This window comes from Mycolicibacter arupensis (assembly GCF_002086515.1).
Classification (GTDB): Bacteria; Actinomycetota; Actinomycetes; order Mycobacteriales; family Mycobacteriaceae; genus Mycobacterium; species Mycobacterium arupense.
This window is the reverse complement of sequence record NZ_MVHH01000037.1, coordinates 16,706-39,781: the sequence shown is the minus strand read 5'-3', so window position 1 is coordinate 39,781 and position 23,076 is coordinate 16,706. Positions and strand designations below refer to the sequence as shown.

Here is a 23,076-nt window from a genome sequence, read left to right as displayed (position 1 = left end):
CCCCCCACCCGCGCGAAGGTGCGTGTCTGCACGCCGACACGCCCACGGGGCTGACATTCTGCGCACCCTCGCGCCGTAGCGCGTGAACGTCAGCGCAGGGAGCAGCGGTTCCCGTAGTCCAGCGCGCGCACCGTCACGGCGGCACCCAGCGGGTCGCCGTCGGACATCAGCGCCACCAGGTCTTCGTCCTCGGTGGTCGCCAGGAATCGGCTGCCGTCGTCGTCCAGGCGGCCGATGATGATCCCGGTCCGGGTCTCCCAGTCGTAGCGAACGCTGTAGGCCTCGATGGTGGCCGGCCCCTGGGCGCCCTCGGTGACCGGCACGGCAGGCGCGGTATCGGCCTGGGCCTGCAGTTGCGCGCTGCGATCCGGCTTCCACGGGGCCGGTGTGGACGAGTACACCCCGGCCGAGTACTTGCTCATCATTCCGCCGTTGGCCCCGACGAACGTGAACTGCCCTGGCGCGCTGCGCGCGAACGCGACGGCCTCGGCGATCGCATGCATCGAGTAGTTGTTTCCCGCACCACCGAAGAAGGGCAGCCCGCCGGTCAGGGTCAAGCCACGTGGGTCGTCGGCGGCCAGCCCGAAGGCATCACAGATGTTGAACACCGGCACCGGGAAACAGCTGTAGAGGTCCATCGCCGCGACGTCGTCGAAGCCGATTCCGGCCATCGCGAGCGCCTCGGTGGTGGCCGTGACCGCGGCCGGGTAGGCACCCAGGTCCGGGCGCTCCAGGAGGCGCTGCTCACGCATGTCGGCGTGGCCATGCAGGTACACCCAACGGTCTTCGGGCACGCCCAACCGCCGAGCGGCCTCGATCGACATCACCAGCACCGCGGCGCCCTGGTTGACCTGGTCACGCGCCACCAGCAGTCGCGGGTAGGGGTCGCAGATCATGCGGTTGCTGGCATTGACGGTGGTCAGCTCTTCCACGGAGCGCTCCACCGGCGAGGCCGAGAACGGGTTCTTGGCCGCGATCTTGGTCATCGGGGCGAACAGTTCCGCCATGGTCTGCAGATAGTCGGACTTGCTCAGGCCCAACCGCGCACGCCGGGCGTTCTCCAGCAGCCCGTACTGCACCGTCGCCCCGGTCAGTCCGTGGATCACGGTGTAGCGCTCGACGAACTCCTCCAGGCCGTAGCCGCGGTCTTCGAGCTGCCCGTCGATGGTCTCGGAGAAGTCCGGTTTGTTGTCGGCCTTGGCGAAGTGGCGCAACGTCGAGGTCGCGTCGGAACCGCACAGCAGCACCACGTCGGCGTTGCCGGCCACGATCTCGGCGGCGAACTCGGTGAGCAGTTTCTGCGGCCCCTGACCGCCGACCTTGTCCAGCACCGCCCGCGCCGGATCTGCGCCGAGCAGGCGCGCGACAGATCGCGGGAAGTTGTTGGACTTGCCCAGCGGCGCGGGGGCATTGGGGATCGAGATCTCGAACTGGCGGGTGGCCGCCACGGCGTCGAGGGCCGCCGCGATCTGCTCGGCGTTGGCGCCGCAGTCGGCCAAGGCGGCCTGTGCGGCCGCGGCGGCCAGCTCCACCGGCGACAACGCGCGATAGTCGGCGTCGTCGATGCGCTCGGCGGCCTGCCCGACGCCGACGACGACGGGAGTGCGCGGATCGACGCTCATGTGCTCACCTCTCTATAGCGAGCAGACGCAGAACCGCGGTGCAAGCAACGCCTGCACGCGACTCTGCGTCTGCTCGCGCTAAGAAACTGCTACAGGCTCTCGAGAATCTCGCGAGCCAGAGCCGCGGTGGCCGACGGGGTCTTGCCCACCTTCACACCGGCGGCCTCCAGGGCCTCCTGCTTGGCGGCCGCGGTGCCCGACGAGCCCGACACGATGGCGCCGGCGTGGCCCATGGTCTTGCCCTCCGGCGCGGTGAACCCGGCCACGTAGCCGACGACCGGCTTGGTCACGTTGGCCTTGATGTAGGCCGCGGCCCGCTCCTCGGCGTCGCCGCCGATCTCGCCGATCATCACGATGACCTTGGTCTCGGGGTCCTTCTCGAACGCCTCGATCGCGTCGATGTGGGTGGTGCCGATCACCGGGTCGCCGCCGATGCCGATGGCGGTGGAGAAACCGAAGTCCCGCAGCTCGTACATCATCTGGTAGGTCAGGGTGCCCGACTTCGACACCAGGCCGATGGGGCCGGTGCCGGAGATGTTGGCCGGGGTGATACCGACCAGGCACTCACCCGGGGTAATGATGCCGGGGCAGTTGGGCCCGATGATCCGGGTCTTCTCACCCTTGTCCACGTTGTAGGCCCAGGCGTAGGCGCTGTCCTGCACCGGGATGCCCTCGGTGATGACGACCAGCAGCGGGATCTCGGCGTCGATGGCCTCGATCATCGCGTCCTTGGAGAAGGCCGGCGGCACGAAGGCGATCGACACGTCCGCGCCGGTCTCCTTCATGGCCTCGGCGACACTGCCAAACACCGGCAGCTCGACGTCGGCGCCATCCTTGTCCTTGTGCGCCACCGTGGTGCCGGCCTTGCGGGCGTTGACGCCGCCGACGATCTGGGTACCGGCCGCGAGCATCCGCGCGGTGTGCTTGGTCGCCTCGGCACCGGTGATGCCCTGGACGATGACCTTGCTGTCCTTGTTGACGAAGATCGACATGACTTAAGCGTCCTTTCCGGCGTTCGCCAGCTCGGCAGCCTTGTCGGCGGCCTCGTCCATGGTGGCGACGACGGTCACCAGCGGGTGGTTGGCCTCGGCCAGGATCGCCCGGCCCTCTTCGACGTTGTTGCCGTCGAGGCGCACCACCAGCGGCTTGGTCGCGGCGTCACCGAGGATGCCCAGCGCCGACACGATGCCGTTGGCCACCGCGTCGCAGGCGGTGATTCCACCGAACACATTGACGAACACGCTCTTGACCTGCTTGTCACCCAGGATGACGTCCAGGCCGGCGGCCATCACCTCGGCGGAGGCACCGCCACCGATGTCGAGGAAGTTGGCCGGCTTCACGCCGCCGTGCTTCTCACCGGCGTAGGCGGTGACGTCCAGGGTCGACATGACCAGGCCCGCGCCGTTGCCGATGATGCCGACCTCGCCGTCAAGCTTGACGTAGTTGAGGTCGTGCTCCTTGGCCTTGATCTCCAGCGGGTCGGTGGCGTCCAGGTCCGCGAACTCGGCGTGGCCGGGCTGACGGAACTCGGCGTTGCCGTCCAGCGTGACCTTGCCGTCCAGCGCCAGGATCTGGTCGTCGGGGGTGCGCACCAGCGGGTTCACCTCGACCAGGGTGGCGTCTTCGGCGACGAAGACCTCCCACAGTTTCTGGATGGTGATCGCGGCGGCGTCGAGCACCTCGGCGGGCAGGTGTCCCTGCTCGGCGATCGAGCGCGCGAATGCCAGGTCGACACCCTTGACCGCGTCGACGGGCACCTTGGCCAGCCGCTCCGGCTTGGTGGCGGCGACCTCTTCGATCTCCATGCCGCCTTCGACCGAGCACATCGCCAGGTAGGTGCGGTTGGAGCGGTCGAGCAGGAAGGAGATGTAGTACTCCTCGGCGATGTCGCTCGCCTCGGCTACCAGCAGCTTCTTGACAACGTGACCCTTGATGTCCAGGCCGAGGATGTTCTGCGCGTGGGTGAACGCGTCATCCGGAGTGGCGGCGTACTTGACGCCGCCGGCCTTGCCGCGGCCGCCAACCTTGACCTGCGCCTTCACCATGACCGGCCGACCGATCTCGGTGGCGATGGCCTTGGCGTCCTCGGCCGAGGTGGTTACCCGGCCCGGCGTGGTGGGCACGTTGTGCTTGGCGAACAGCTCCTTCGCCTGATACTCGAAAAGATCCATGGGCTCACTGTCTTATTGCGGGTCGCCGGAAGTCCGGCGCTGTCGGATTGTGCGAGATTTAGCTCCCGAGGCACTGTATCGACCCGGCGCCGGGGTTCCCTCCTCGCGTACCACTGCTGTGGCACATCTCACCGCCAGGAAAACGTGATTCGGTTCACATTAACGAGCGGATTCGGCCGATAGCTTGCCAGGCCCCAGCGGTAGTGGTTACCGTCACCAGGTCTAGCTCTTTATAACGTTCTGATCACGACCAGAGGAATTTCCAGGCTGATGCAGCACGGTGTACCGATGCGTCCGGTTTCCGGCGGGGTTCTCCCCAGCCGCCGCCACGGCGCCACAGCGGGTGCGAACCGCTCTTCGGTGCCCAGTCCGGCCGAGGTCACCGACATCATTGCGTTCAACGAATTCGGCTGGCCCGAGGACGCCTTCAGCGCAGACACCTTCGACGAGGCATCGGACGTATTGCTGGCGCCCGAGCTGGACGACATGACCGACACCGACAACATGCCGGTTCTGCAGCTGACCTTCCCGCGCGGCGGCTACCGCGACAGTTACTACCGCCCGCACGAGGCGGCCCCGCTGCCCGCGCGCGGCGGCAAGCACCGCAGTCAGCCCGCCAGCGCGGTCAAGAGCCGCGTCATGATCGCGGCCATGGCAGCCGGAGCGGCTGCTGCTGCCGCACATGCGGCCACCCACCCGTCTGACGACACCGTTGCGCGTCCGGCCGTGCTGGCGTCCAGCAAGACCATGCTGAACGACGGCACCACCACCACGTCCAGCCACGGCCTGCAGATGATCACGGTCAAGGCCGCCTCCAACGTCGTGGTGCACAACGAAGAGCTGGCCAAGGGCATGGCCTTCGCGCAGGAGCGCGCCGAGCGCGAAGCACGGCTGCAGCGTCCGCTGTTCGTGGCGCCCACCCACGGCGCGTTCACCTCGAACTTCGGCTACCGCTGGGGCGTTCTGCACGCCGGAATCGACATCGCCAACGCCATCGGCACCCCGATCCTGGCGGCCTCCGACGGCGTGGTCATCGAGTCGGGCCCCAGCGCCGGTTACGGCATGCTGGTCAAGCTGCGCCACTCGGACGGCACCGTCACGCTCTACGGCCACATCAACCGGTCGCTGGTGAGCGTGGGCGAGCGTGTCATGGCAGGCGACCAGATCGCCGAGATGGGCAATCGTGGTTACTCCACCGGCCCACACCTGCACTTCGAGGTGCTGCAGAACGGCACCAACCGGATTGATCCCACGTCCTGGCTGGCCAAGCGCGGAATCAACTTCGCCTGATACCACGGCGTGGTCCTGCCACGCTCGGCTCCGTCCTTTTTGTCTTCGCCGCTAGCCTGAAGTGGTGAGCGACCGTCACCCACCACCTGCCGGTGCTGGTTCCTCCGGCCCATCGGGGTCCGCTCCGGCGAACTCCCCCGGCCGCATCATCCGCCGGGCACCCACCGGCGCCATCCCCATCGTCACCGGGGCAGCACACATCCCGCCGGTGAGCCACTCCGGCCTTGCACCAGTACCCGCGTCAGACCCGTCCGCCGGCGTCGCGATCAGCGCCTGTGTGCTGGCCCTGCTCGGCTGCTGGGCCACCTCTGTGGTGTCCACCGATCTGATCGCCAGCTGGTGGCACACCGACCGGCTGTTCTGTGTCGCGGTCGGCTTCTTGAGCCTGGTCTTCGCCGGGACGACACTGACCGGGGTGATCATGCTGCTGCTGCGCCGGCCGCCCGGTCACTACCTGATCGCAGTCGGAGCGGTGGTCGCCCTGCTGACGTACGGCAGTCTGTTCCTGGCGGGCGCCCGCGTGCCGGGCATCGTGCACGCCATCCCGGTCATCCAGGTCGCCACGGTCGCCGCGGCCCTGCATCCGGCCACCAGACGCTGGCTGTTCGGCCGCTGAATCGGCCGGCGACCCGCTAGAGCTTGCTCACCGGCGCGTGGTTGTGCATCAGCTTGACCCGTCCGGAACTGCCGAAGTCGATCAGCGACATCGCCGACTCCCCCGCACCGGAGACTTCCTCCACCCTGCCGAGGCCGTACTTGTCATGGGTCACCCGATCCCCGGGCGCCAGCACCAGCAGCGGCCGGTTGCCTGCGCGGCTCGGAGCCGGACGCGGCGTACCGAACCGGCCGGCACCGCTGACCGGAGCGCTCGGGGACGCGGTCACCTCGGTGCGGCGCCAGTCGATGAGGTGCTGCGGGATCTCTCGCAGGAACCGTGATTCCGGGTTCAGCATCGGCTGGCCCCACGAGGAGCGGACCTTGGCCCGGCTCAGGTACAGCCGTTGACGGGCCCGGGTCAGGCCGACATAGGCCAGCCGACGTTCCTCGGACAGCTCGCGGGCGTCCCCCAGCGAGCGCATGTGCGGGAACATGCCGTCCTCCCAGCCGACGACGAACACCACCGGGAATTCCAGCCCCTTGGCGGTGTGCAGCGTCATCAGCGTGACCATCCCGGAACCATGCTCGGGAATCTCGTCGGTGTCGGCGATCAGCGAGACCCGCTCCAAGAACGCCGCCAGAACGCCGACGTCCGGCACGTCCTCCTCGTCGGCGGAGCCGTCCTGATCGGCGAGTGCATTGGCCCGGTCGATGCTGAATTCGTGTGCGACGCTGACGAGTTCGTTGATGTTGTCCAGCCGGGCCAGGTCCTGCGGATCGGTCGATGCCTCCAGCTCGGCGCGGTAGCCGGTCCGGTCCAGCACCATCTCCACCAGACCGCCCAGGTCGTCACCGCATGTGTTGAGGTGCGCCCGCAGCTCCTCGAGCATCGCCACGAACGCGGCGATCGCGTTCTGCGAGCGACTGTTGAGCATCGGGACGCCGCCGTCAGCGGCGGCCGCCAGGGCGGCGGCGAATCCGGTGCCGGTGTTCTCGGCGTGCACCGACACGCACGCCTCAGCGCGGTCGCCGATTCCCCGGCGCGGCGTGTTGAGGATCCGCCGCAAGCTCACGGCGTCTCCGGGATTGTCCAGCACCCGCAGGTAGGCGATGATGTCGCGGATCTCTTTGCGTTCGTAGAAGCGCACCCCGCCAACGACTTTGTACGGGATGCCGCTGCGGATGAACACCTCTTCCAGTGACCGCGACGCATTGTTCGTGCGATAGAAGACCGCGACATCGCTGTAGTTGACCCCACCGGAGTCGGTCAGGGCGTCGATCTCGTTGGCGACGAAACGAGCCTCGTCGTGCTCGTTGTCGGCGACGTAGCCGACGATCAGTTCACCGTCCCCGGCGTCGGTCCACAGCCGCTTCTCCCGGCGCCCCGAGTTGAAGGCGATCACCGCATTGGCGGCCGAGAGGATGTTCTGGGTGGAGCGGTAGTTCTGCTCCAGCAGGATGGTGGTCGCGTCGGGGTAGTCGCGTTCGAAATCCTCGATGTTGCGGATCGTGGCGCCCCGGAAGGCATAGATCGACTGGTCGGCGTCGCCGACCACACACAGCTCCGCCGGCGGCAGGTCGTCGGCGGGATCGCCCTGGGCGGAGTGGCCCGCCAGTTCGCGCACCAGCATGTATTGGGCGTGGTTGGTGTCCTGATACTCGTCGACCAGGATGTGCCGGAACCGGCGCCGATAGTGCTGGGCGATCTCCGGGAAGGCCTGCAGAATCGCGACCGTCTCCCCGATCAGGTCATCGAAGTCCAGTGCGTTGGCCGAGCGCAGCCGCCGCTGATACTCCGTGTAGACCGCAGCCACCACCCGACTGAGGTCGTCGGAATCCTCGGTGAGCTCGGCCAGGGCCCGGTCGGCGTCAATCAGTTCGTTCTTCAGGTTGGAGATGGCATTGGCCAGCAGTCGCGGCGAGTGCCGCTTGACGTCGAGCCCCATGTCACGGCCGATCATCAGCAGCAGGCGCCGCGAGTCGTCGGCGTCATAGATCGAGAAGTTGGAATTCAGGCCAGGTACCACCGAGGCCTGGTTGCGCAGGATCCGTACGCACGTGGAGTGAAAGGTCGACACCCACATCGCCCGGGCGCGGGGGCCGACCAGGCTCGACACCCGCTCGCGCATCTCTGCCGCGGCCTTGTTGGTGAAGGTGATCGCCAGCACCTGGCCCACCCCTACGTCACGGGCGGCCAAGAGATAGGCGATTCGCCGGGTGAGCACGGCGGTTTTCCCCGAGCCGGCCCCGGCCACGATCAGCAACGGAGTGCCCTCGTGCAGCACCGCCCGGCGCTGCTGCGGGTTGAGCCCCTCGAGGAGGTGGTCGGTCTGCGTACTGGCGTGCAAGGTCATAGCGCCCCCAACGTACCGCCGCCCGGGGACAGTCTTTGCGCTGGCACGGCCCTTAGTGGCAGACTCGGTGCGTGCTCGACATGCAGCGTCGATTTTTCTACGGGTACCGATCAGCGGTGCCCGTGGTTTAGCTGCAACGCCAAGCCCCGCGGTCCGCATCGCCGACCCGGGGCTCGTCTGTTGTGTGAGGCCGGATCGCTGATGAGACCAGAAACCACCAACAGCGAGAACCTGGAGTTTTGATCATGTCTGCCCAACCCCAACAGCTGCCCGACATCGACGAGCTGCGCCAAGAGATCGACCGGCTCGACGCCGAGATCCTGGCAGCAGTCAAGCGCCGCACCGAGGTGTCTCAAGAGATCGGCCGGGCCCGGATGGCCTCCGGCGGCACCCGCCTGGTGCACAGCCGTGAGATGAAGGTGCTCGAGCGTTACAGCGAGCTCGGCGAGGACGGCAAGGACCTGGCCATGCTGCTGCTGCGACTGGGGCGCGGCCGGCTGGGCCACTAGCCCCGGCGTCCGGCGCGGTAACGTCCGGCGCCGCACCGCCGACAGCGACCCGCCGCTAATGTCGGAGTATGAGCTCCGTTCCCCAGATTCCGGACATCTCCACCACCCCGGCCTGGAAAGCGTTGCGCCAGCATCACGAGCGGATCGGCGACACCCACCTGCGGCAGTTCTTTGCCGACGATCCCGACCGCGGTGAGCGCTTCACGGTCACCGTCGGCGACCTCTACATCGACTACAGCAAGCACCGAATCACCACCGAGACCGTGGGCCTGCTGCTGGATCTGGCGCGCACCGCCGGCCTGGAGGATCGGCGCGACGCGATGTTCGCCGGCGTGCACATCAACACCTCCGAGGATCGCGCGGTTCTGCACACCGCGTTGCGGTTGCCGCGTCACGCCGAACTGAGCATCGAGGGACACGACGTCGTCGCCGATGTCCACGCGGTACTCGACGCCATGGGCGACTTCACCGACCGGCTGCGCAGCGGGGACTGGACCGGCGCCACCGGCAAGCGCATCGAGACCGTGGTCAACATCGGCATCGGCGGCTCGGATCTGGGTCCGGTGATGGTGGACCGGGCACTGCGCCACTACGCCGACGCCGGGATCGCAGCGCGCTTCGTCTCCAACGTCGATCCCGCCGATCTGACCGCCAAGCTGGCCGGTCTGGATCCGGCCACCACGCTATTCATCGTGGCGTCCAAGACGTTCTCGACGCTGGAGACATTGACCAACGCCACCGCGGCTCGACGCTGGCTCACCGGCGCGCTGGGCGATGGCGCCGTCTCGAAGCACTTCGTGGCGGTGTCCACCAACGCACAGTTGGTCGAGGAGTTCGGTATCGACACCGCGAACATGTTTGGCTTCTGGGACTGGGTCGGCGGGCGGTACTCCGTGGACTCCGCGATCGGGCTGTCGGTCATGGCGGTGATAGGGCGAGAGAGCTTCGCGGAGTTCCTGTCCGGCTTTCACCTCGTCGACGAACACTTTCGCACCGCGCCACTGGAATCCAACGCACCGGCGCTGCTGGGCCTGATCGGACTGTGGTATTCGAATTTCTTCGACGCCCAGACCCGCGCGGTGCTGCCCTACTCGAATGACCTGGACCGGTTCGCCGCCTATCTCCAGCAGCTCACCATGGAATCCAACGGCAAGTCGACCCGCGCCGACGGCTCTCCGGTCAACACCGATACCGGCGAGATCTTCTGGGGCGAACCGGGAACCAATGGTCAGCACGCCTTCTATCAGCTGCTGCACCAAGGCACCCGGCTGGTTCCGGCCGATTTCCTCGGCTTCTCACAACCCATCGACGACCTGCCCACCGCGGACGGCACCGGCAGCATGCACGACCTGCTGATGAGTAACTTCTTCGCACAGACCCAGGTGCTGGCGTTCGGCAAAACCGCCGAGGAGATCGCGGCGGAGGGAACTCCCGCCGAGGTGGTGCCGCACAAGGTCATGCCCGGCAACCGTCCGACCACCTCGATTCTGGCCAGCCGGCTCAGCCCGTCGGTGCTGGGACAGCTGATCGCTCTCTACGAACATCAGGTGTTCACCGAGGGCGTGGTGTGGGGCATCGACTCCTTCGACCAATGGGGCGTGGAGTTGGGCAAGACACAGGCCAAGGCGCTGTTGCCGGTGCTCACCGACGACGCCCCGCCACCGCGCCAAACGGACAGCTCCACCGACGCGCTGGTGCGCCGCTATCGGGCCGAGCGGGGCCGGGCTACCTGACCGCGGGGTCGGCGGGGTCGGCTTTTTCTCGCACCCTGACTTTTTCCGGCAGCCGCCACCTCGGTGCGCCAATAGGCGGCGGTCCGACTGGTCATCGCGCCACGGCGCACACCGGCCGGGCCGGCCGGCGCCAACACGCCGCGAGACAATCTGGAGCCGACCGGGCACAGGTGAACTGTGGGCTGAATTTGACCTGCTGCTAACAGGTTTCGCGGCTGCGGCGCGCCCCCCCGATCGTGGTTCTCACGGTTCTGACTTCAGGCCATGCGTTGGACCGGCACCGCTGCCCACAACGCACGATCGGCGGCCGAATACCCGGTCCCACTCAAGAAAACCTCGCAACACGAGCAAGATTCGGCATCCAGGTTTCTCTAAGCTTCGCGGCATGCAGGTACCCACTCGTGCTGAGCGAAGTGGCGTGGTGCGTGTTGCGCTCTGTTGTCGCCGGCTCCCCCGCCAGTAGCTCATCCTCGGCAGTCACCGCGTCGGTGACCCACGCCGAAACTCCCGGGTATTGGAAAGCCAGCATGCACTCTTCTCTCGGATCCAGCCGATGACCGTCACTACCGAATTTCCGCAGGTTATGCGCCGCGAGCCCGGCGCGGACGCCGCGGACGCCGCGGACGCCACACCGCACCCGACCACCGTTGCGGTCCGTTCTGTCGTCACACCGCTCCGCGTCGGGATAACCACCCTGTGGCTGTCGGTGATCGTGCTCCTGCCCCTTGCCGCCATCGCCTGGCAATCCGGCGGTAGGGGCTGGCAAGGCTTCCGGTTGGCCGTCACCTCCCACGCAGCGCTGGAGTCGTTTCGGGTGACCCTGACCATCTCCGTGCTGGTCACCGTGCTCGACGTGGTGTTCGGCCTCGCGACCGCCTGGGTACTGGTTCGTGACGACTTCGCCGGAAAGGGGGTGATCGATGCGCTGATCGATCTGCCGTTCGCCCTGCCGACGATCGTCACCAGTTTGGTGATGCTTGCCCTGTACGGCAGCGCCAGCCCCATCGGCATTCACCTGCAGCACACTCCGCCCGGGGTGGCGATGGCCCTGGCATTCGTCACGTTGCCCTTGGTGGTGCGCGCCGTCCAGCCGGTGCTGATGGAGATCGACCGGGACGTCGAGGAGGCGGCCGCGGCACTGGGCGCTACACGCCTCACCACGTTCACCACGGTTGTACTGCCCTCGCTGCAGCCGGCGATCTTGACCGGCGCCGGGCTGGCGTTTTCGCGCTGCGTGGCCGAATTCGGTTCGGTCGTGACCATCGGCGGCGCGGTTCCAGGCAAGACCGAGGTGTCTTCTCAGTGGATCCGCGCGCTGGTCGAAAACGACGACCACACCAGTGCGGCAGCGATATCGATGGTGTTGTTGGCGATCTCGTTCGCTGTGTTAGTGGTCCTGCGAACCGTGGGTGGACGCGCCGCCAAACGCGAGGAGGAGGACGAGTGACGTCGCCCGTAGGCGGCCGCCACGTGCTCCGGCTGACCGTCTTGGCCTATATCGGGGTGATGCTGATCGCGCCGGTGTCGGTGATTCTGTACCGCACTTTTGAGCCAGGCCTGAGCCACTTCTGGGCTTGGATAAGCACACCCGCGGCCGTCTCGGCCCTGAAACTGTCCCTACTGCTGGTGATCATCGTGGTACCACTGAACGCACTGTTCGGCGTTTCGACATCGATCCTTCTGGTACGCAACAGATTCCGCGGGAGATCGATCCTCCAGGCCATCCTCGATCTGCCCTTCGCGGTCTCGCCGATCATCGTCGGCGTCGCGTTGATCGCACTGTGGGGATCCTCGGGGGCGCTGGGCTTCGTCGAGAACAGTCTCGGATTCAAAATCATCTTCGGACTGCCCGGCATGGTGCTGGCCAGCATCTTCGTCACGCTGCCGTTCGTGGTGCGCGAGGTCCAACCGGTGCTCGTCGAGATCGGGATCGAGCAGGAACAGGCTGCGGCGACCCTGGGTTCCAATGCCTGGCAGACGCTATGGCGGATCACCATGCCGTCGATCCGGTGGGGCCTGACCTACGGCATCGTGTTGACCACAGCACGCACCCTGGGTGAGTTCGGCGCGGTCATCATGGTGTCCTCGAACCTGCCCGGGCAGTCACAGACCCTGACTCTGTTGGTCAACGACCGCTACCACCGCGGGGCCGAGTACGGCGCCTACGCGGTGTCCACCTTGTTGATGGCAGTGGCCGTCGCGTTCCTGATCGCCAAGGCGGCACTGTTGCTGTACCGCAGGCGGGCCAAGGCCCTGGACTGGGCAACCCGCTGACCGGAGAAACCTGCGGATCAGGCGAAGGTCTTGGCCAGCCGTGGCGGCAAGCAGCGCAACAGCCACACCAGCGGCACCCACGGCCAGGGTGGGACCACGGCCCGGCCGGTCTCCCGCTCAATGGCCCGCACCATCGCGTTGACGCCGGACTCGTTGTCCACCATCAACGGGGTGGACGCGGTCTTGGCGGTCATCTCCGATTCGATATAGCCCGGCTCCAGCACCGTGATCTTGATCGGACCGCCGGCATACTCGGCGCGCAGTGACTGGCCCAATGACGACACTCCGGCCTTGCTGGCGGCATATGCCGCCTTGACACCTGGCACGCCCCTGTTGCCCAACACCGACGAGATCAGCACCAAATGGCCATGCCCGGCCGACGTGAACAGTTCCAGCGCGGTCTCGATCTGCACCAGAGCCGCGACCAGGTTGGTCTCGACGGTGGCCTTATTGGCCCACAGCTTGCCGGAACCGAGCGGGGCTCCCTTGCCGACGCCGGCATTGACGATCACTCGGTCGATCCCGCCCAACTCGGCGGCGAAGCGCTGGAACACCTTGGGAACTTCGTCGTGGTCATTCACGTCGAGCGCGGCAACCGCCACGGTGATACCGGGAAACTGCGCCGTCAGTTCGGCTTTCAGTTCATCAAGCCGCTCGGTTCGGCGTGCGCACAGCGCCAGGTCGCGCCCTCGCGCGGCGAACGCACGGGCCATACCGGCTCCCAGCCCTGAACTGGCGCCGGTGATGAGGATCCTCTGACGTGTCATCCAGGCAGCTTAACTACTTGAGCAGCCGCGACATCCGTCGATCCGCCAGTACCTTGCCTCCGGTCTGGCACGTCGGGCAGTACTGAAATGACTTATCGGCGAACGAGATCTCCCGCACCGTGTCGGCACACACGGGGCACGGCAGCCCGGTCCGGGCATGCACCCGCATGCCAGAACGCTTCTCCCCCTTCAACGTCGCGGCCTGCTGACCGACCGAGCGCGCCACGGCATCGGTGAGCACGGTGCGCAGGGCCTCATGCAGTGCGGTCACCTGCTCTGCCGACAGCTTTGCGGCGGTGGCGAAGGGTGAGATCCGCGCGGTATGCAGAATCTCGTCACTGTAGGCGTTTCCGATTCCGGCGATCACCTTCTGATCGGTGAGGACGGTCTTGATGCGACCGGTGTGACCGGCCAGCAGCCGGGCGAGCTCGTCGGCGTCGACCGCGAGCGCGTCGGGGCCCAGAGTGGCTATGCCTGGAACCTTCACCGGATCGTCGACCAACCAGACCGCCAACCGCTTCTGGGTGCCCGCTTCGGTCAGGTCGAATCCGGGGGCCTGCCCTGGAACGCCCAGATGCACCCGCAGCGCTATCGGCCCCTTGCCCGGACGCAGCGGCGCGGGTGCCAGCCGTTCGGACCAGCGCAGCCACCCCGCGCGGGACAGGTGCGCGATCAAGAACAGCTCACCGGCCTTGAGCCCCAGATATTTGCCCCACCGCTGGGCGCCGGTCACCGCCTGATCATGCAACACCGTTGGCGGGGGATCGAAGGTCTTGAGCACCGACAGCGCCGCCACGTCGACCCGCCCGATGGTGTGACCGACGGCGTGCCGCCGCAGATGATCAGCGAGTGCTTCGACTTCGGGCAACTCCGGCATGCCCTCGAGTCTGCCCGCTTACCGGGAGATACGCCCGGCGTCGCGCAGAACCAGCGACAACACCCAGCCGACCAGCGACAGGACGATCGCGGCCCAGATCGCGTCCCACCAGAAGTCGGCGATGTACAGGCCCCAGTGCGTGGTGTTGTCGGTGATCCACGCGGTGATCCACAGCATCAACGCGTTGACCACGATGTGGAACAAGCCCAGGGTGAGGATGTAGAGCGGAATCGACAGCAACTGCACCACTGGTTTGATGAACGCGTTGACCAAACCGAAGATCAGCGCCACCACAAAGATGATGCCTACCCGCTGAGCCGTGCTGTCGCCCCCGACGAATTGGACGCCGGGAACGATTTTGGTGACGACCCACAGGGCGAGTCCGGTCAGCGCTGCGCGGAGCAAAAACGGTGTCATGGGCAGATCGTGCCACCCTCGCGGCGATGACGAGTCGACTTCAGAGATCACGTGCTCATCCGATATGGGCCCGTACTCCCGCAGTGATCCGATCGACGTGCCAACCAGCTTCGCGGCATGCCGCCACCACGATGTCTGAGGAGTCCGCGGCGACGATGCCGAAGAGCGTCTCGTCGGCGGGCGCAGCCACCGCCACGATCAAGGTTGCGCAGAGCCCGACCGCCGCAGCAGCCAACCGATCGATGGCTGCGTCGACGGTTGATTCGGCCAGGCCGGGTTGGTACCACTCCACCAGAAAGCATTGGCGCGCAGATTCACCGTCACCCATTCCTGGACGCTAGCCGGTTGCGCACCCTGCGCGAATCAGGGTTTTCCCTGGACATCTGCGGCTTTGAGGGCAGCAAACAGCCCGGCGCGGGACCGGATCCCCAACTTGCGGTACACGGTGCTCAGCGTCATCTCCACGGTTTTCGGGGCGATGAACAACTCCGCGGCGATCTGTTTGTTGGACAAGCCCGCTGCCGCATGTTCGGCGACTCGCCGCTCGGCGGTGGTCAGTCCAGAGCCAGGGCCCGTCGCGGCCATCCGGTCCAGTTCGGCCCGGGCGCGCTGGGCCCACAGCCCAGACCCCAGCTGCTCGAAGGTCGCCAGCGCGGCACCCACGCTGGCCTGGCCGGCCTGCTTGCGCCGACGGCGACGCTGGATCTGGCCCAGCAGCAGCTGCGTGCGCGCGGTCTCGAACGGCATCGGCAGGCGCCCGTGATGGACCAGCGCTTCCAGGGCAGCCTGCTCGGCGGCCTCCAATTCACCGCGCGCCACCAGCCAATGACTCCGGCCGCGAGCGCCCACGGCCAGCATCCACGGTCGGTCCAACCGCGCACCGTTGGCCTCCAGCGCAATGATGAGCGGTTCCGCCTCGTCGAGACGTCCCAACGCGGTGAGCGCCTCGATAGCATCGGGGAGGTAACCGCCAGTGATGATTTCGGTGTCATGGTCGGGATCGAATCCGGACAACAACGGCTCCAGAGCTGCGATGGCAGCCACATAATCGCCCCGCGACACGTCCAGAAATCCCAGTGCCGTAGCCGCCGACCCCACCAGAAACGCGGCACCGGTATCAGACGCCACCTCGAGTGCTGCAGTCGCGATGCTACGTGCGGTGCCGTCGTCGCCACGCAGGGCCGCGACCGACGCCTGAGTGCACCAGGCATGGACGAGCAGGTGCTTTCCGCCCATTTGTTCAGCTCGCTGGACACTGTCTTCGGCGAGGTCCGCCGCAGCTGTCAGGTCTCCCAGCCACATATCGAACAGGGCAACGTAATTGGCCGCCCACAGTGTGTCGATCTCAGTCCCGTGGGCAATGAAGCGCTGGTGAATGACACGCATCTGGTCACGACCCAGCTGCACCTCGCCTGCCATCGCAGCCATTACGGGTAGGGCAGCACTGGCCTGGAAGGTGGCCGCCGCGCCACTGCTTCGGTCTTCGATCTCCGACGCCTGGCGCAATGTCTTGCGATCCACTCCCAGGCCGTACAGGTAGCGCACATGCACTGCAATCGTCAGGGCTTGGCTGCGCAGCGCGGCGATATCCAAATTCTCGGCCTGTTCCACAGCGGTATTCGCCAGATCGACAGACCTCTTGAGGTCACCGATCAACCCAGCCAACGGCACGAGCAGCAGCCGTGCTCGCAGCTGCAGAATGGGGTGATCGGCGGCTTCATCTACCGCCTGAGTGAGAAGTTCAGCGGCGTTCACCAGATTTTCGCCGTAGCCGGTGACAGCAGCAAGGAGCATCAACGCCATGCATCGCAACGGGTTTCCGGACGGGAGATCATCGAGAACGGGCCGCAGATGCGAGCGCGCTCGGGCCATCTCACCGGAACGGAAATGCTGCTCGGCGGCTTGAATTCGACGGACCGGGTTGTCGTCGCCGAGGTTCATGGCCAGTTCGATCAATTCGGCGGCCACCGCCGGAGCGCCTCGTGCCCGGGTGGCCGCGATTGCTCCATCCAGCGCCTGGAGCACGTCGGGGTCAGCAGTGGTGGCCGCCAGGGCCAGGTGGCGGGCGGCCAGCTCGGGTTCCTCGACGGTGTCGGCGAGCCGGCGATGCATCGCCCGCTGCGCTGCCGGGCCCGCCGAGGCGGAAACGCCGGTGGCGAACAGCGGGTGACGGAACTGCAGCCGGCTGCCGTCCAATTCGATGACCCCGTGTGCCGGCTCGGCTTCAGCCAATTCGACTACTCGCTCTGGGCTGATTCCGGTCGCCTGGCTCACCCGTTCGACGGTCGGCTGCGCAGCACAGGCGGTGGCCAGCAGCACGGCACCGGTCTCGGGATCGGCGTGCCCGATCCGGTCGCGCACCAGCCCGACCAACGCGTCGGGCAGACCAACCGCCGCTCGGGCGGGGTCCTCATCGATGAACCGCGCCAATTCCAGCGCGTAAAACGGGTTCCCGCCGCTGGTTTCATGTATCCGGGTGATCGAAGGCCGGGGCAGGGTGTGTCCGAGCCGCGCCGAGATCAGCGTGTGCACGCCACCCAGAGTCAGTGGCGTGACCCGCAACCTGGTCAGCGATCCCGGCCGCGCGGGCTTAAGCCAGTTCAGTTCCGGCGCAGCGGAAGTTCCGGTCCGGACGGTGAGCATCATCCCCGCCCGGCCGGTGAGCCGTCGCTGGGCGAATCCGATGACCATCTGGCTGGACATGTCCAACCACTGGGCATCGTCGACGCAGAGCAATACCGGCGCAACCGCACTCATCCCCCGGATCACTTCGAGGAATGCGGTGGCAAGCACGCGCTCGTCGCTTGCCGGGCCGTCGGCACCGCCGAGCAGGACCCGATCGATGGCCGCACGCTGCTGGTCGGGCAACGCCGCCAGGACGGCGGCATCGACACCACCGAGCAGGTCTGCCACTGCGGCGTAGGCGTAGCGCACCTCGGTCGGAGCGCCCGCCGCCGAGAGCACGCGGTACCCCCGATCGGTGGCGGCCGCGGCCGCGTCCCACAGCAGCGTGGACTTGCCGATACCGGCTTCACCTTCGACCAGTAGGGTCGCGGGCTCGGTCAGGGCGGTCTCTAGGAAGGCACGCACGGCTGCGGCCTCAGCCTTTCGGTCCGCCAGCCCCCCCGGTCGCATGGCCACAATTGTGGCAGGAATTCCCAGTTCAGTCATGGTTTCCCCAGGTCACCGGTCGATACGGATCGCGACTCGACCGACAGCGGCCCACCGGCTCAGCCCATGATACGAACCGCCGGTATCCGGTACCGACGGTATTGACATGTCTTTCCGTGACTTCTAACTTGTGAAGTCCGAGGGAGAAGGGATTCCGTCATGACCACTGCGGTGCGACGCAGCGAACCGACCCGCGAGGAATTCGCCGAGCGCCTGCTGAAGGGCTCGGTGAAAAAGTCTTACGAACCCGTCGTCGACATCGACTGGAGCGCACCGCTGGAGCAGGACATGTTCTTCCTCCCGCCCCGCATGTGCACCCTCTACGGCACTCCCCTGTGGGAGGCGATGACCCGCGAACAGCAGATCGAAATGTCGCGCCAGGAGCTGGTCAACGTCCTGTCGGCCGGTATCTGGTTCGAGAACATCCTCAACCAGGCGCTGCTGCGCGACATGATGCACAAGAACCCCACCGCACGCACCACCCACTACTCCTTGACCGAATTGGGCGACGAGACCCGCCACATGCTGATGTTCGGCAAGACCATCGACCGAATCGGCGGGGTCCCGGTGCGCCCGCGACTGCACCAGCGCATGGTCATCAATGCACTGCCGTTCCTGTTCCGCGGCCCCATCCTGTGGGGAGCTGCGCTGGTCGGCGAGGAGATCTTCGACGCGCTGCAGCGTCAGATCCTCGACGAGGAGGACCTACAGCCGATCGTCCGGCGGGTCATGCGCATTCATGTCACCGAAGAGGCCCGGCATATTCAATACGCCCGCGACGGGCTGCGGCGCAGCGTCCCGGCGATGCCCCGCTACCGCCGCCTCATGTTGGCCAACCTGCAGGGCGTCGGCGGCCCCTTCTATCGCCACCTGTTCACCTTGCCCGTCGTCTACAACCGGGTCGGGCTGGACGGTCGCGCTGCACGTCGCGCGGCACGCACCAACCCGCACTTTCACGCGGCATCACGTGCCTCGTTCGCTCCGCTGGCAGCGTTTTTCGAGGAAGTCGGACTGATGGGCACACTGGCCCGGAGAATGTGGCGGCGGGCCGGGTTCCTGTGAGCGGCTCCGGCGTCCTGGAGGTCGTGGTACTGGGCGATGCCGCGCGCTTGCACGGCGTGTTCCCCGGCGCCCGCGCCGTCGATCCGGCGACGGCGTCCGCCCGCTTCGACAGCGGCACCGATACCTGGGCGGTGACCACCGCCGACGGCGAACAATTGACCGCCCGCACGCTGATCAGCACCGCGGACTCCACCGACGCCGTCGTGGCCCGGCACGGAATCCCCAACCGGTTCCAGATACCCGGCCCGCACACCCGCCGGCAGGCTCGCTACGTGGCCAAGCTGCTGGACGGCGTGCGGCGCAGCGGAGCCAGTCGCATCGAATCCCGCGCGCCCCGGCTGCGGGTGCACCCGCTGCTGCCGACCCGGGGGATCTCACGGTTCTATCTCACCGGTTCGGTCGCCGTCGAGGACGAGACCTACGACGGTCCGGCTGTTCTCACCCACCAGGACCAGGACTACCCGACTCGCGTACGCCTGACCGGACACTTCGACCCCATCGACGGTCAATACCATTGGCAAGGAATGTTTTTCGCTGACCTTCCGGGCAACGGTGTGACCGGGGCGAAGGTCAGCATCCGGATCGGCGAGCACACCGCCTTGGGCCGCATCGCCGAGCGGACGCCATGGGGCTCACTGACGGTGATCGGCGCCGCCGGCTACCCCCCGTTCCCGCTGGACACCGTCGAAGTCGCCATGCCGCCTCGGAGCTGATCACCGTCCCCCGCACGGTTCGGTCCGTTGAGTCTGCTATGCAGAGAACAGCGCCTACACCAACCGAGACCGAGGAGACCACGTGCGGTTCACCTACGCCGAAGCGATGACCGACCCGAGCTACTACATTCCGCTCGCCAAGGCCGCCGAGGCTGCCGGCTACCACAGCATGACGATCCCCGACAGCATCGCCTACCCGTTCGAATCGGACTCGAAATACCCCTACACCCCCGACGGCAACCGGGAATTCCTCGACGGCAAGGCCTTCATCGAGACCTTTGTGTTGATCGCCGCCCTGGGAGCGGTCACCAGCACCCTGCGGTTCACCCCGTTCGTGGTCAAGCTGCCGATTCGCCCGCCGGCACTGGTGGCCAAGCAGGCCGGGTCACTGGCCGCGATGATCAACAACCGGCTTGCCCTGGGCGTGGGTACCAGCCCGTGGCCGGAGGACTACGAGTTGATGGGCGTGCCGTTCGCCCGGCGCGGCAAGCGAATGGACGAGTGCATCGAGATCATCCAGGGCCTGACCACCGGCGACTACTTCGAGTTCCACGGCGAGTTCTATGACATCCCCAAAACCAAGATGGCCCCCGCTCCGTCACAGCCGATCCCGATCCTGATCGGCGGCCACGCCGATGCCGCCCTGCGTCGCGCGGCGCGTCACGACGGCTGGATGCACGGCGGTGGCGATCCGGCCGAACTCGATGGGCTCATCGCCCGGCTCCAGCAGCTCCGCGAGGAACAGGGCCGCGCCGGCGACCCGTTCGAGATCCACGTCATCTCGGTTGACGGGTTCACGCTCGACGGCATCAAGCGCCTGGAAGACAAGGGCGTCACCGATGTCATCGTGGGCTTCCGGGTGCCCTACATCCTCGGCCCCGACACCGAGCCCTTGGACACCAAGATCCGCAACCTGGAACGGTTCGCCGAGCACGTGATCGCCAAGGCGGGGTGACGCCCACCACAGCAATGGGTGGCCCGTGCGCACTGTCACGTTTTATCCGGGCTGAAACGGGATACAACTAGCGGCCGTCGGCGTTGACCCTGGTGTGCACTGACCGCCGCGTGGCGGTCGGGTACTGCAGTTCTCGTTGCGTGACCTGCAGGGGGTAACCACATGAAGACAACGACGTATCCACCGACCGAGATAAGGGCAGGCCACATCGCCCGCCAGCGACTTGTCCGCCGGTTGCGTGCTGCGGCCGCCGAGGCCGCACAGACCGACGCCCGCCGACAGTGGGTTCGCGCGGCAACCCAATGCTGATCGGTATCCGTTAGCGGCCGTAAAGCGTCCCCAGTTGCACGGGAACCTTGCGCGCCGCTCAGCACGCCGTCTACCTTCTTAGCTACACCTCAGGAATTGGGGCATGCAGAAGGGTTTGCCGGGATGTCTCGTCACCGCAGCAAGGTTGTGGGCACCAAAATTGTCGGTATCGCCGCGTTCATGGCGATCGCTCCCATGACCGCGCCGGCTCACGCCGATCTCGAAGACATGATGGAGGCGCTGTTCGCGCCGTTCACGGCCGGCGAACTGGACAGCCAAGCCGTGGTGGACAGCTCGGCATGGGACACCTTCTTGTCCGCCGACCACTGGAACGCCGCGCTCACCGCACTGGCCGAGCCCGGCTCGGCCTTCTCCTTGAGCTTCGACCCCTACGCCGGGCTCTACAGCCTGGCCGAGAAGTGGATCGACAGCGAAATCGGCGGCCAGGTCAACGGCTTCATCAACCAGCTGTTCGGCTCCACCGTGATCGGCAACGGCGCCGACGGCACCGAAGACAACCCCAACGGCGGCGCAGGCGGCTGGATCTTCGGCAACGGCGGCGCAGGCTGGGACAGCACCACCGACGGTGTCGCCGGCGGCGCCGGCGGCGCCGCCCTGGGAATCCTCGGCAACGGCGGCGCAGGCGGAGACGGCGGCGCAGGTGCCGCGGGCGGCGACGGCGGAGCCGCCGGCTGGCTCTTCGGCAACGGCGGCGCAGGCGGTGACGCCGGTGACGGCCCCACCGCGGCCGGGCTGCCTGCCCTTGGCGGCGTCGGCGGAACCGCCGGACTGCTCGACGGCGTTCACGGCGACAACGGCAGCTTCGGCTCCCTTCCCGACGGCTACACCGGAACGGTGGCCCCACCGGTCGAGGTCTCCAACGGCTATTTCACCAACAGTGACGGCCAGGTCGTGATGTTGCGTGGACTCAACCAGGTCTACAAGATCCCCCCGTATGAGCCCTCCGCCGACGGCTTCGGCGAGAAGGACGCCGCCTTCCTGGCCGCCAACGGCTTCAACGTCGTCCGCCTGGGCGTCATCTGGGCCGGCGTCCAACCGCAACCCGGCGTCATCGACTACAACTACCTGGCCTCCATCGAGAACACCGTCGACATGCTGGGCCGCCACAACATCATGGTCATCCTCGACATGCACCAAGACCTCTACGGCGGCTATTTCGGCGGTGACGGTGCACCGGATTGGGCCACGTTCACCGGCGGCCTACCCAACATCGACGCGGGGTTCCCGGGCACCTACTTCGTCAGCCCGGCCCAGAACTACGCCTGGGATGCGTTCTGGGCCAACACCCAGGCCTCCGATGGAATCGGCGTCCAGAACCACTATGGAATGATGTGGCAGGAAGTCGCCAACTACTTCAAGGGCAACGAGACCGTTGCCGGCTACGAGATCATCAACGAGCCCTGGGCCGGATCGCACTGGCTGGGAAGCCTGTTGGGCAACCCCTACTTCGACGCCCAGCAGCTGACCCCGTTCTACAACCAGATCACCGATTCCATCCGCTCGGTCGACCCGAACAAGACGGTCTTCTTCGGACCGACCACCTTGGAGGCCTCGCTGCCGGTCCGAACCCACCTCGGCGAGGTGGAGGACCCGAACACCGCCTACTCCTTCCATCACTACTGCATGGTGAACGCGATCATCTCCAGCCTGAGCTTCGGGTGCGACTGGAACGCCGACGCCGTGTTCGGCTTCGCCTACGACTACGCGCAGGAGCACAACATCCCGGCGTTCTTGAGCGAATTCGGCGCCACCAACAATCTTCCGACCATCGGGGCCAGCCTGGAGGCGGCGAACCGGTATCTGTTCGGTTGGACCGAGTGGGCCTATACCGGCAAGGACATCACCAGCACGTCACCGGAGGACCAGGCACTGGTCTACGACACCAACCTGCCCCCGGTCGGCGACAACGTCAACTGGGACAAACTCGACCTCCTGGCCCAGCCCTACCCCCAGGCGATCTCCGGCATCCCGACCGGCATCTCCTTCAACAACGGCGAGTTCACCTTCAGCTACACCACCGACCGCGCCGACGGCTCCGGCATATTCGGCGCAGGCTCGGAAACCACCATCGCCGTGCCCGCCAACCACTACCCCAACGGCTACATGGTGGAGATCACCGGAGGAACCGTCACCTCAGCACCCAATTCCCCACTGCTGACCATCGGATCCAACGGCGACGCCTCCAGCATCACCGTCAGGTTGATACGGATCTAGCCGGCAGGGCTGCCAACGTG

General features: G+C 66.7%; 18 protein-coding genes and 1 pseudogene. 10 read left to right on the top strand and 9 right to left on the bottom strand.

Annotated elements, in window-relative coordinates:
• Window positions 1–89: 89 nt before the first annotated feature.
• The 3 genes from BST15_RS15630 to sucC form a co-directional block, all read right to left on the bottom strand.
• Window positions 90–1,622 (bottom strand): acetyl-CoA acetyltransferase, encoded by a 1,533-nt coding sequence (locus BST15_RS15630; protein ID WP_046189812.1) that lies wholly within the window; start codon window positions 1,620–1,622, stop codon window positions 90–92.
• Between the two features lie 89 nt (window positions 1,623–1,711).
• Window positions 1,712–2,614: a succinate--CoA ligase subunit alpha gene (gene sucD, locus BST15_RS15625; RefSeq protein ID WP_046189811.1), complete on the bottom strand. Its 903-nt coding sequence runs from the start codon at window positions 2,612–2,614 to the stop codon at window positions 1,712–1,714.
• Between the two features lie 3 nt (window positions 2,615–2,617).
• Window positions 2,618–3,793 carry an ADP-forming succinate--CoA ligase subunit beta gene (gene sucC, locus BST15_RS15620; protein ID WP_046189810.1) on the bottom strand — a complete coding sequence of 392 codons (1,176 nt, stop codon included), beginning with the start codon at window positions 3,791–3,793 and terminating at the stop codon, window positions 2,618–2,620.
• A gap of 288 nt (window positions 3,794–4,081) precedes the next feature.
• Here sucC and BST15_RS15615 point away from each other — a divergent pair, with 288 nt between their 5' ends.
• On the top strand, window positions 4,082–5,083 hold the full coding sequence (locus BST15_RS15615) for a M23 family metallopeptidase (RefSeq protein WP_046189821.1): 1,002 nt from the start codon (window positions 4,082–4,084) through the stop codon (window positions 5,081–5,083).
• Between the two features lie 64 nt (window positions 5,084–5,147).
• Window positions 5,148–5,699, top strand: a complete 552-nt coding sequence (locus BST15_RS15610) for a hypothetical protein (protein WP_165757136.1) — start codon at window positions 5,148–5,150, stop codon at window positions 5,697–5,699.
• Between the two features lie 16 nt (window positions 5,700–5,715).
• On the opposite strand, the gene pcrA is transcribed toward BST15_RS15610, so the two are convergent.
• Window positions 5,716–8,034: a DNA helicase PcrA gene (pcrA, locus tag BST15_RS15605; RefSeq protein WP_046189809.1), complete on the bottom strand. Its 2,319-nt coding sequence runs from the start codon at window positions 8,032–8,034 to the stop codon at window positions 5,716–5,718.
• A 201-nt stretch (window positions 8,035–8,235) separates the two neighbouring features.
• Here pcrA and BST15_RS15595 point away from each other — a divergent pair.
• From BST15_RS15595 to cysW, 4 genes and pseudogenes are all read left to right on the top strand, one after another.
• Window positions 8,236–8,543 (top strand): annotated as a pseudogene (locus BST15_RS15595) (chorismate mutase).
• 68 nt (window positions 8,544–8,611) lie between these two features.
• Window positions 8,612–10,276 (top strand): glucose-6-phosphate isomerase, encoded by a 1,665-nt coding sequence (gene pgi / locus BST15_RS15590; RefSeq protein WP_046189807.1) that lies wholly within the window; start codon window positions 8,612–8,614, stop codon window positions 10,274–10,276.
• A 553-nt stretch (window positions 10,277–10,829) separates the two neighbouring features.
• A complete protein-coding gene (gene cysT / locus BST15_RS15585) occupies window positions 10,830–11,723 on the top strand; it encodes a sulfate ABC transporter permease subunit CysT (protein WP_083071046.1) in 894 nt (297 codons plus the stop codon).
• Complete coding sequence (gene cysW / locus BST15_RS15580; protein ID WP_046189806.1) at window positions 11,720–12,550, top strand: sulfate ABC transporter permease subunit CysW; 831 nt, start codon at window positions 11,720–11,722, stop codon at window positions 12,548–12,550. Before cysT ends, cysW begins: the two co-directional genes overlap by 4 nt.
• Window positions 12,551–12,567: 17 nt before the next feature.
• On the opposite strand, the gene BST15_RS15575 is transcribed toward cysW, so the two are convergent.
• From BST15_RS15575 to BST15_RS15555, 5 genes are read right to left on the bottom strand one after another with little or no spacing between them, the layout of a single operon-like run.
• Window positions 12,568–13,317 carry an SDR family oxidoreductase gene (locus tag BST15_RS15575; protein ID WP_046189805.1) on the bottom strand — a complete coding sequence of 250 codons (750 nt, stop codon included), beginning with the start codon at window positions 13,315–13,317 and terminating at the stop codon, window positions 12,568–12,570.
• Between the two features lie 13 nt (window positions 13,318–13,330).
• The gene (locus tag BST15_RS15570) at window positions 13,331–14,194 is read right to left on the bottom strand and encodes an Fpg/Nei family DNA glycosylase (RefSeq protein WP_046189804.1); all 864 of its coding nucleotides are present in this window, start codon (window positions 14,192–14,194) and stop codon (window positions 13,331–13,333) included.
• 18 nt (window positions 14,195–14,212) lie between these two features.
• On the bottom strand, window positions 14,213–14,611 hold the full coding sequence (locus BST15_RS15565) for a phage holin family protein (protein WP_046189803.1): 399 nt from the start codon (window positions 14,609–14,611) through the stop codon (window positions 14,213–14,215).
• A 55-nt stretch (window positions 14,612–14,666) separates the two neighbouring features.
• On the bottom strand, window positions 14,667–14,939 hold the full coding sequence (locus BST15_RS15560; RefSeq protein ID WP_046189802.1) for a hypothetical protein: 273 nt from the start codon (window positions 14,937–14,939) through the stop codon (window positions 14,667–14,669).
• A 35-nt stretch (window positions 14,940–14,974) separates the two neighbouring features.
• The gene (locus tag BST15_RS15555) at window positions 14,975–17,746 is read right to left on the bottom strand and encodes a helix-turn-helix transcriptional regulator (RefSeq protein ID WP_165757135.1); all 2,772 of its coding nucleotides are present in this window, start codon (window positions 17,744–17,746) and stop codon (window positions 14,975–14,977) included.
• Window positions 17,747–17,941: 195 nt separating this feature from the next.
• On the opposite strand from BST15_RS15555, the gene BST15_RS15550 reads away from it, so the two are divergent.
• The 4 genes from BST15_RS15550 (at window position 17,942) to BST15_RS15535 (ending at window position 23,056) form a co-directional block, all read left to right on the top strand.
• Window positions 17,942–18,844, top strand: coding sequence for an AurF N-oxygenase family protein (locus BST15_RS15550; RefSeq protein WP_046189801.1), 903 nt, complete (start codon window positions 17,942–17,944; stop codon window positions 18,842–18,844).
• Window positions 18,841–19,557: a DUF4873 domain-containing protein gene (locus BST15_RS15545; protein WP_046189817.1), complete on the top strand. Its 717-nt coding sequence runs from the start codon at window positions 18,841–18,843 to the stop codon at window positions 19,555–19,557. The genes BST15_RS15550 and BST15_RS15545 overlap by 4 nt, the downstream gene beginning before the upstream one ends.
• An 82-nt stretch (window positions 19,558–19,639) precedes the next feature.
• Window positions 19,640–20,512, top strand: a complete 873-nt coding sequence (locus BST15_RS15540; protein ID WP_046189800.1) for a TIGR03619 family F420-dependent LLM class oxidoreductase — start codon at window positions 19,640–19,642, stop codon at window positions 20,510–20,512.
• 432 nt (window positions 20,513–20,944) lie between these two features.
• Window positions 20,945–23,056, top strand: coding sequence for a cellulase family glycosylhydrolase (locus BST15_RS15535; RefSeq protein WP_234808426.1), 2,112 nt, complete (start codon window positions 20,945–20,947; stop codon window positions 23,054–23,056).
• Window positions 23,057–23,076: the final 20 nt, after the last annotated feature.

Excerpts from the sequence above, each read along its gene's own strand:
- BST15_RS15565 (WP_046189803.1), bottom strand. The coding sequence starts at position 14,611 with ATGACACCGTTTTTGCTCCGCGCAGCGCTGACCGGACTCGCCCTGTGG.
- BST15_RS15560 (WP_046189802.1), bottom strand. The coding sequence starts at position 14,939 with ATGGGTGACGGTGAATCTGCGCGCCAATGCTTTCTGGTGGAGTGGTAC.
- BST15_RS15570 (WP_046189804.1), bottom strand. The coding sequence starts at position 14,194 with ATGCCGGAGTTGCCCGAAGTCGAAGCACTCGCTGATCATCTGCGGCGG.
- pgi (WP_046189807.1), top strand. The coding sequence starts at position 8,612 with ATGAGCTCCGTTCCCCAGATTCCGGACATCTCCACCACCCCGGCCTGG.
- sucC (WP_046189810.1), bottom strand. The coding sequence starts at position 3,793 with ATGGATCTTTTCGAGTATCAGGCGAAGGAGCTGTTCGCCAAGCACAAC.
- BST15_RS15575 (WP_046189805.1), bottom strand. The coding sequence starts at position 13,317 with ATGACACGTCAGAGGATCCTCATCACCGGCGCCAGTTCAGGGCTGGGA.
- sucD (WP_046189811.1), bottom strand. The coding sequence starts at position 2,614 with ATGTCGATCTTCGTCAACAAGGACAGCAAGGTCATCGTCCAGGGCATC.
- BST15_RS15615 (WP_046189821.1), top strand. The coding sequence starts at position 4,082 with ATGCGTCCGGTTTCCGGCGGGGTTCTCCCCAGCCGCCGCCACGGCGCC.
- BST15_RS15555 (WP_165757135.1), bottom strand. The coding sequence starts at position 17,746 with ATGCGACCGGGGGGGCTGGCGGACCGAAAGGCTGAGGCCGCAGCCGTG.
- BST15_RS15630 (WP_046189812.1), bottom strand. The coding sequence starts at position 1,622 with ATGAGCGTCGATCCGCGCACTCCCGTCGTCGTCGGCGTCGGGCAGGCC.
- BST15_RS15535 (WP_234808426.1), top strand. The coding sequence starts at position 20,945 with ATGTCTCGTCACCGCAGCAAGGTTGTGGGCACCAAAATTGTCGGTATC.
- BST15_RS15550 (WP_046189801.1), top strand. The coding sequence starts at position 17,942 with ATGACCACTGCGGTGCGACGCAGCGAACCGACCCGCGAGGAATTCGCC.
- cysT (WP_083071046.1), top strand. The coding sequence starts at position 10,830 with ATGACCGTCACTACCGAATTTCCGCAGGTTATGCGCCGCGAGCCCGGC.
- pcrA (WP_046189809.1), bottom strand. The coding sequence starts at position 8,034 with ATGACCTTGCACGCCAGTACGCAGACCGACCACCTCCTCGAGGGGCTC.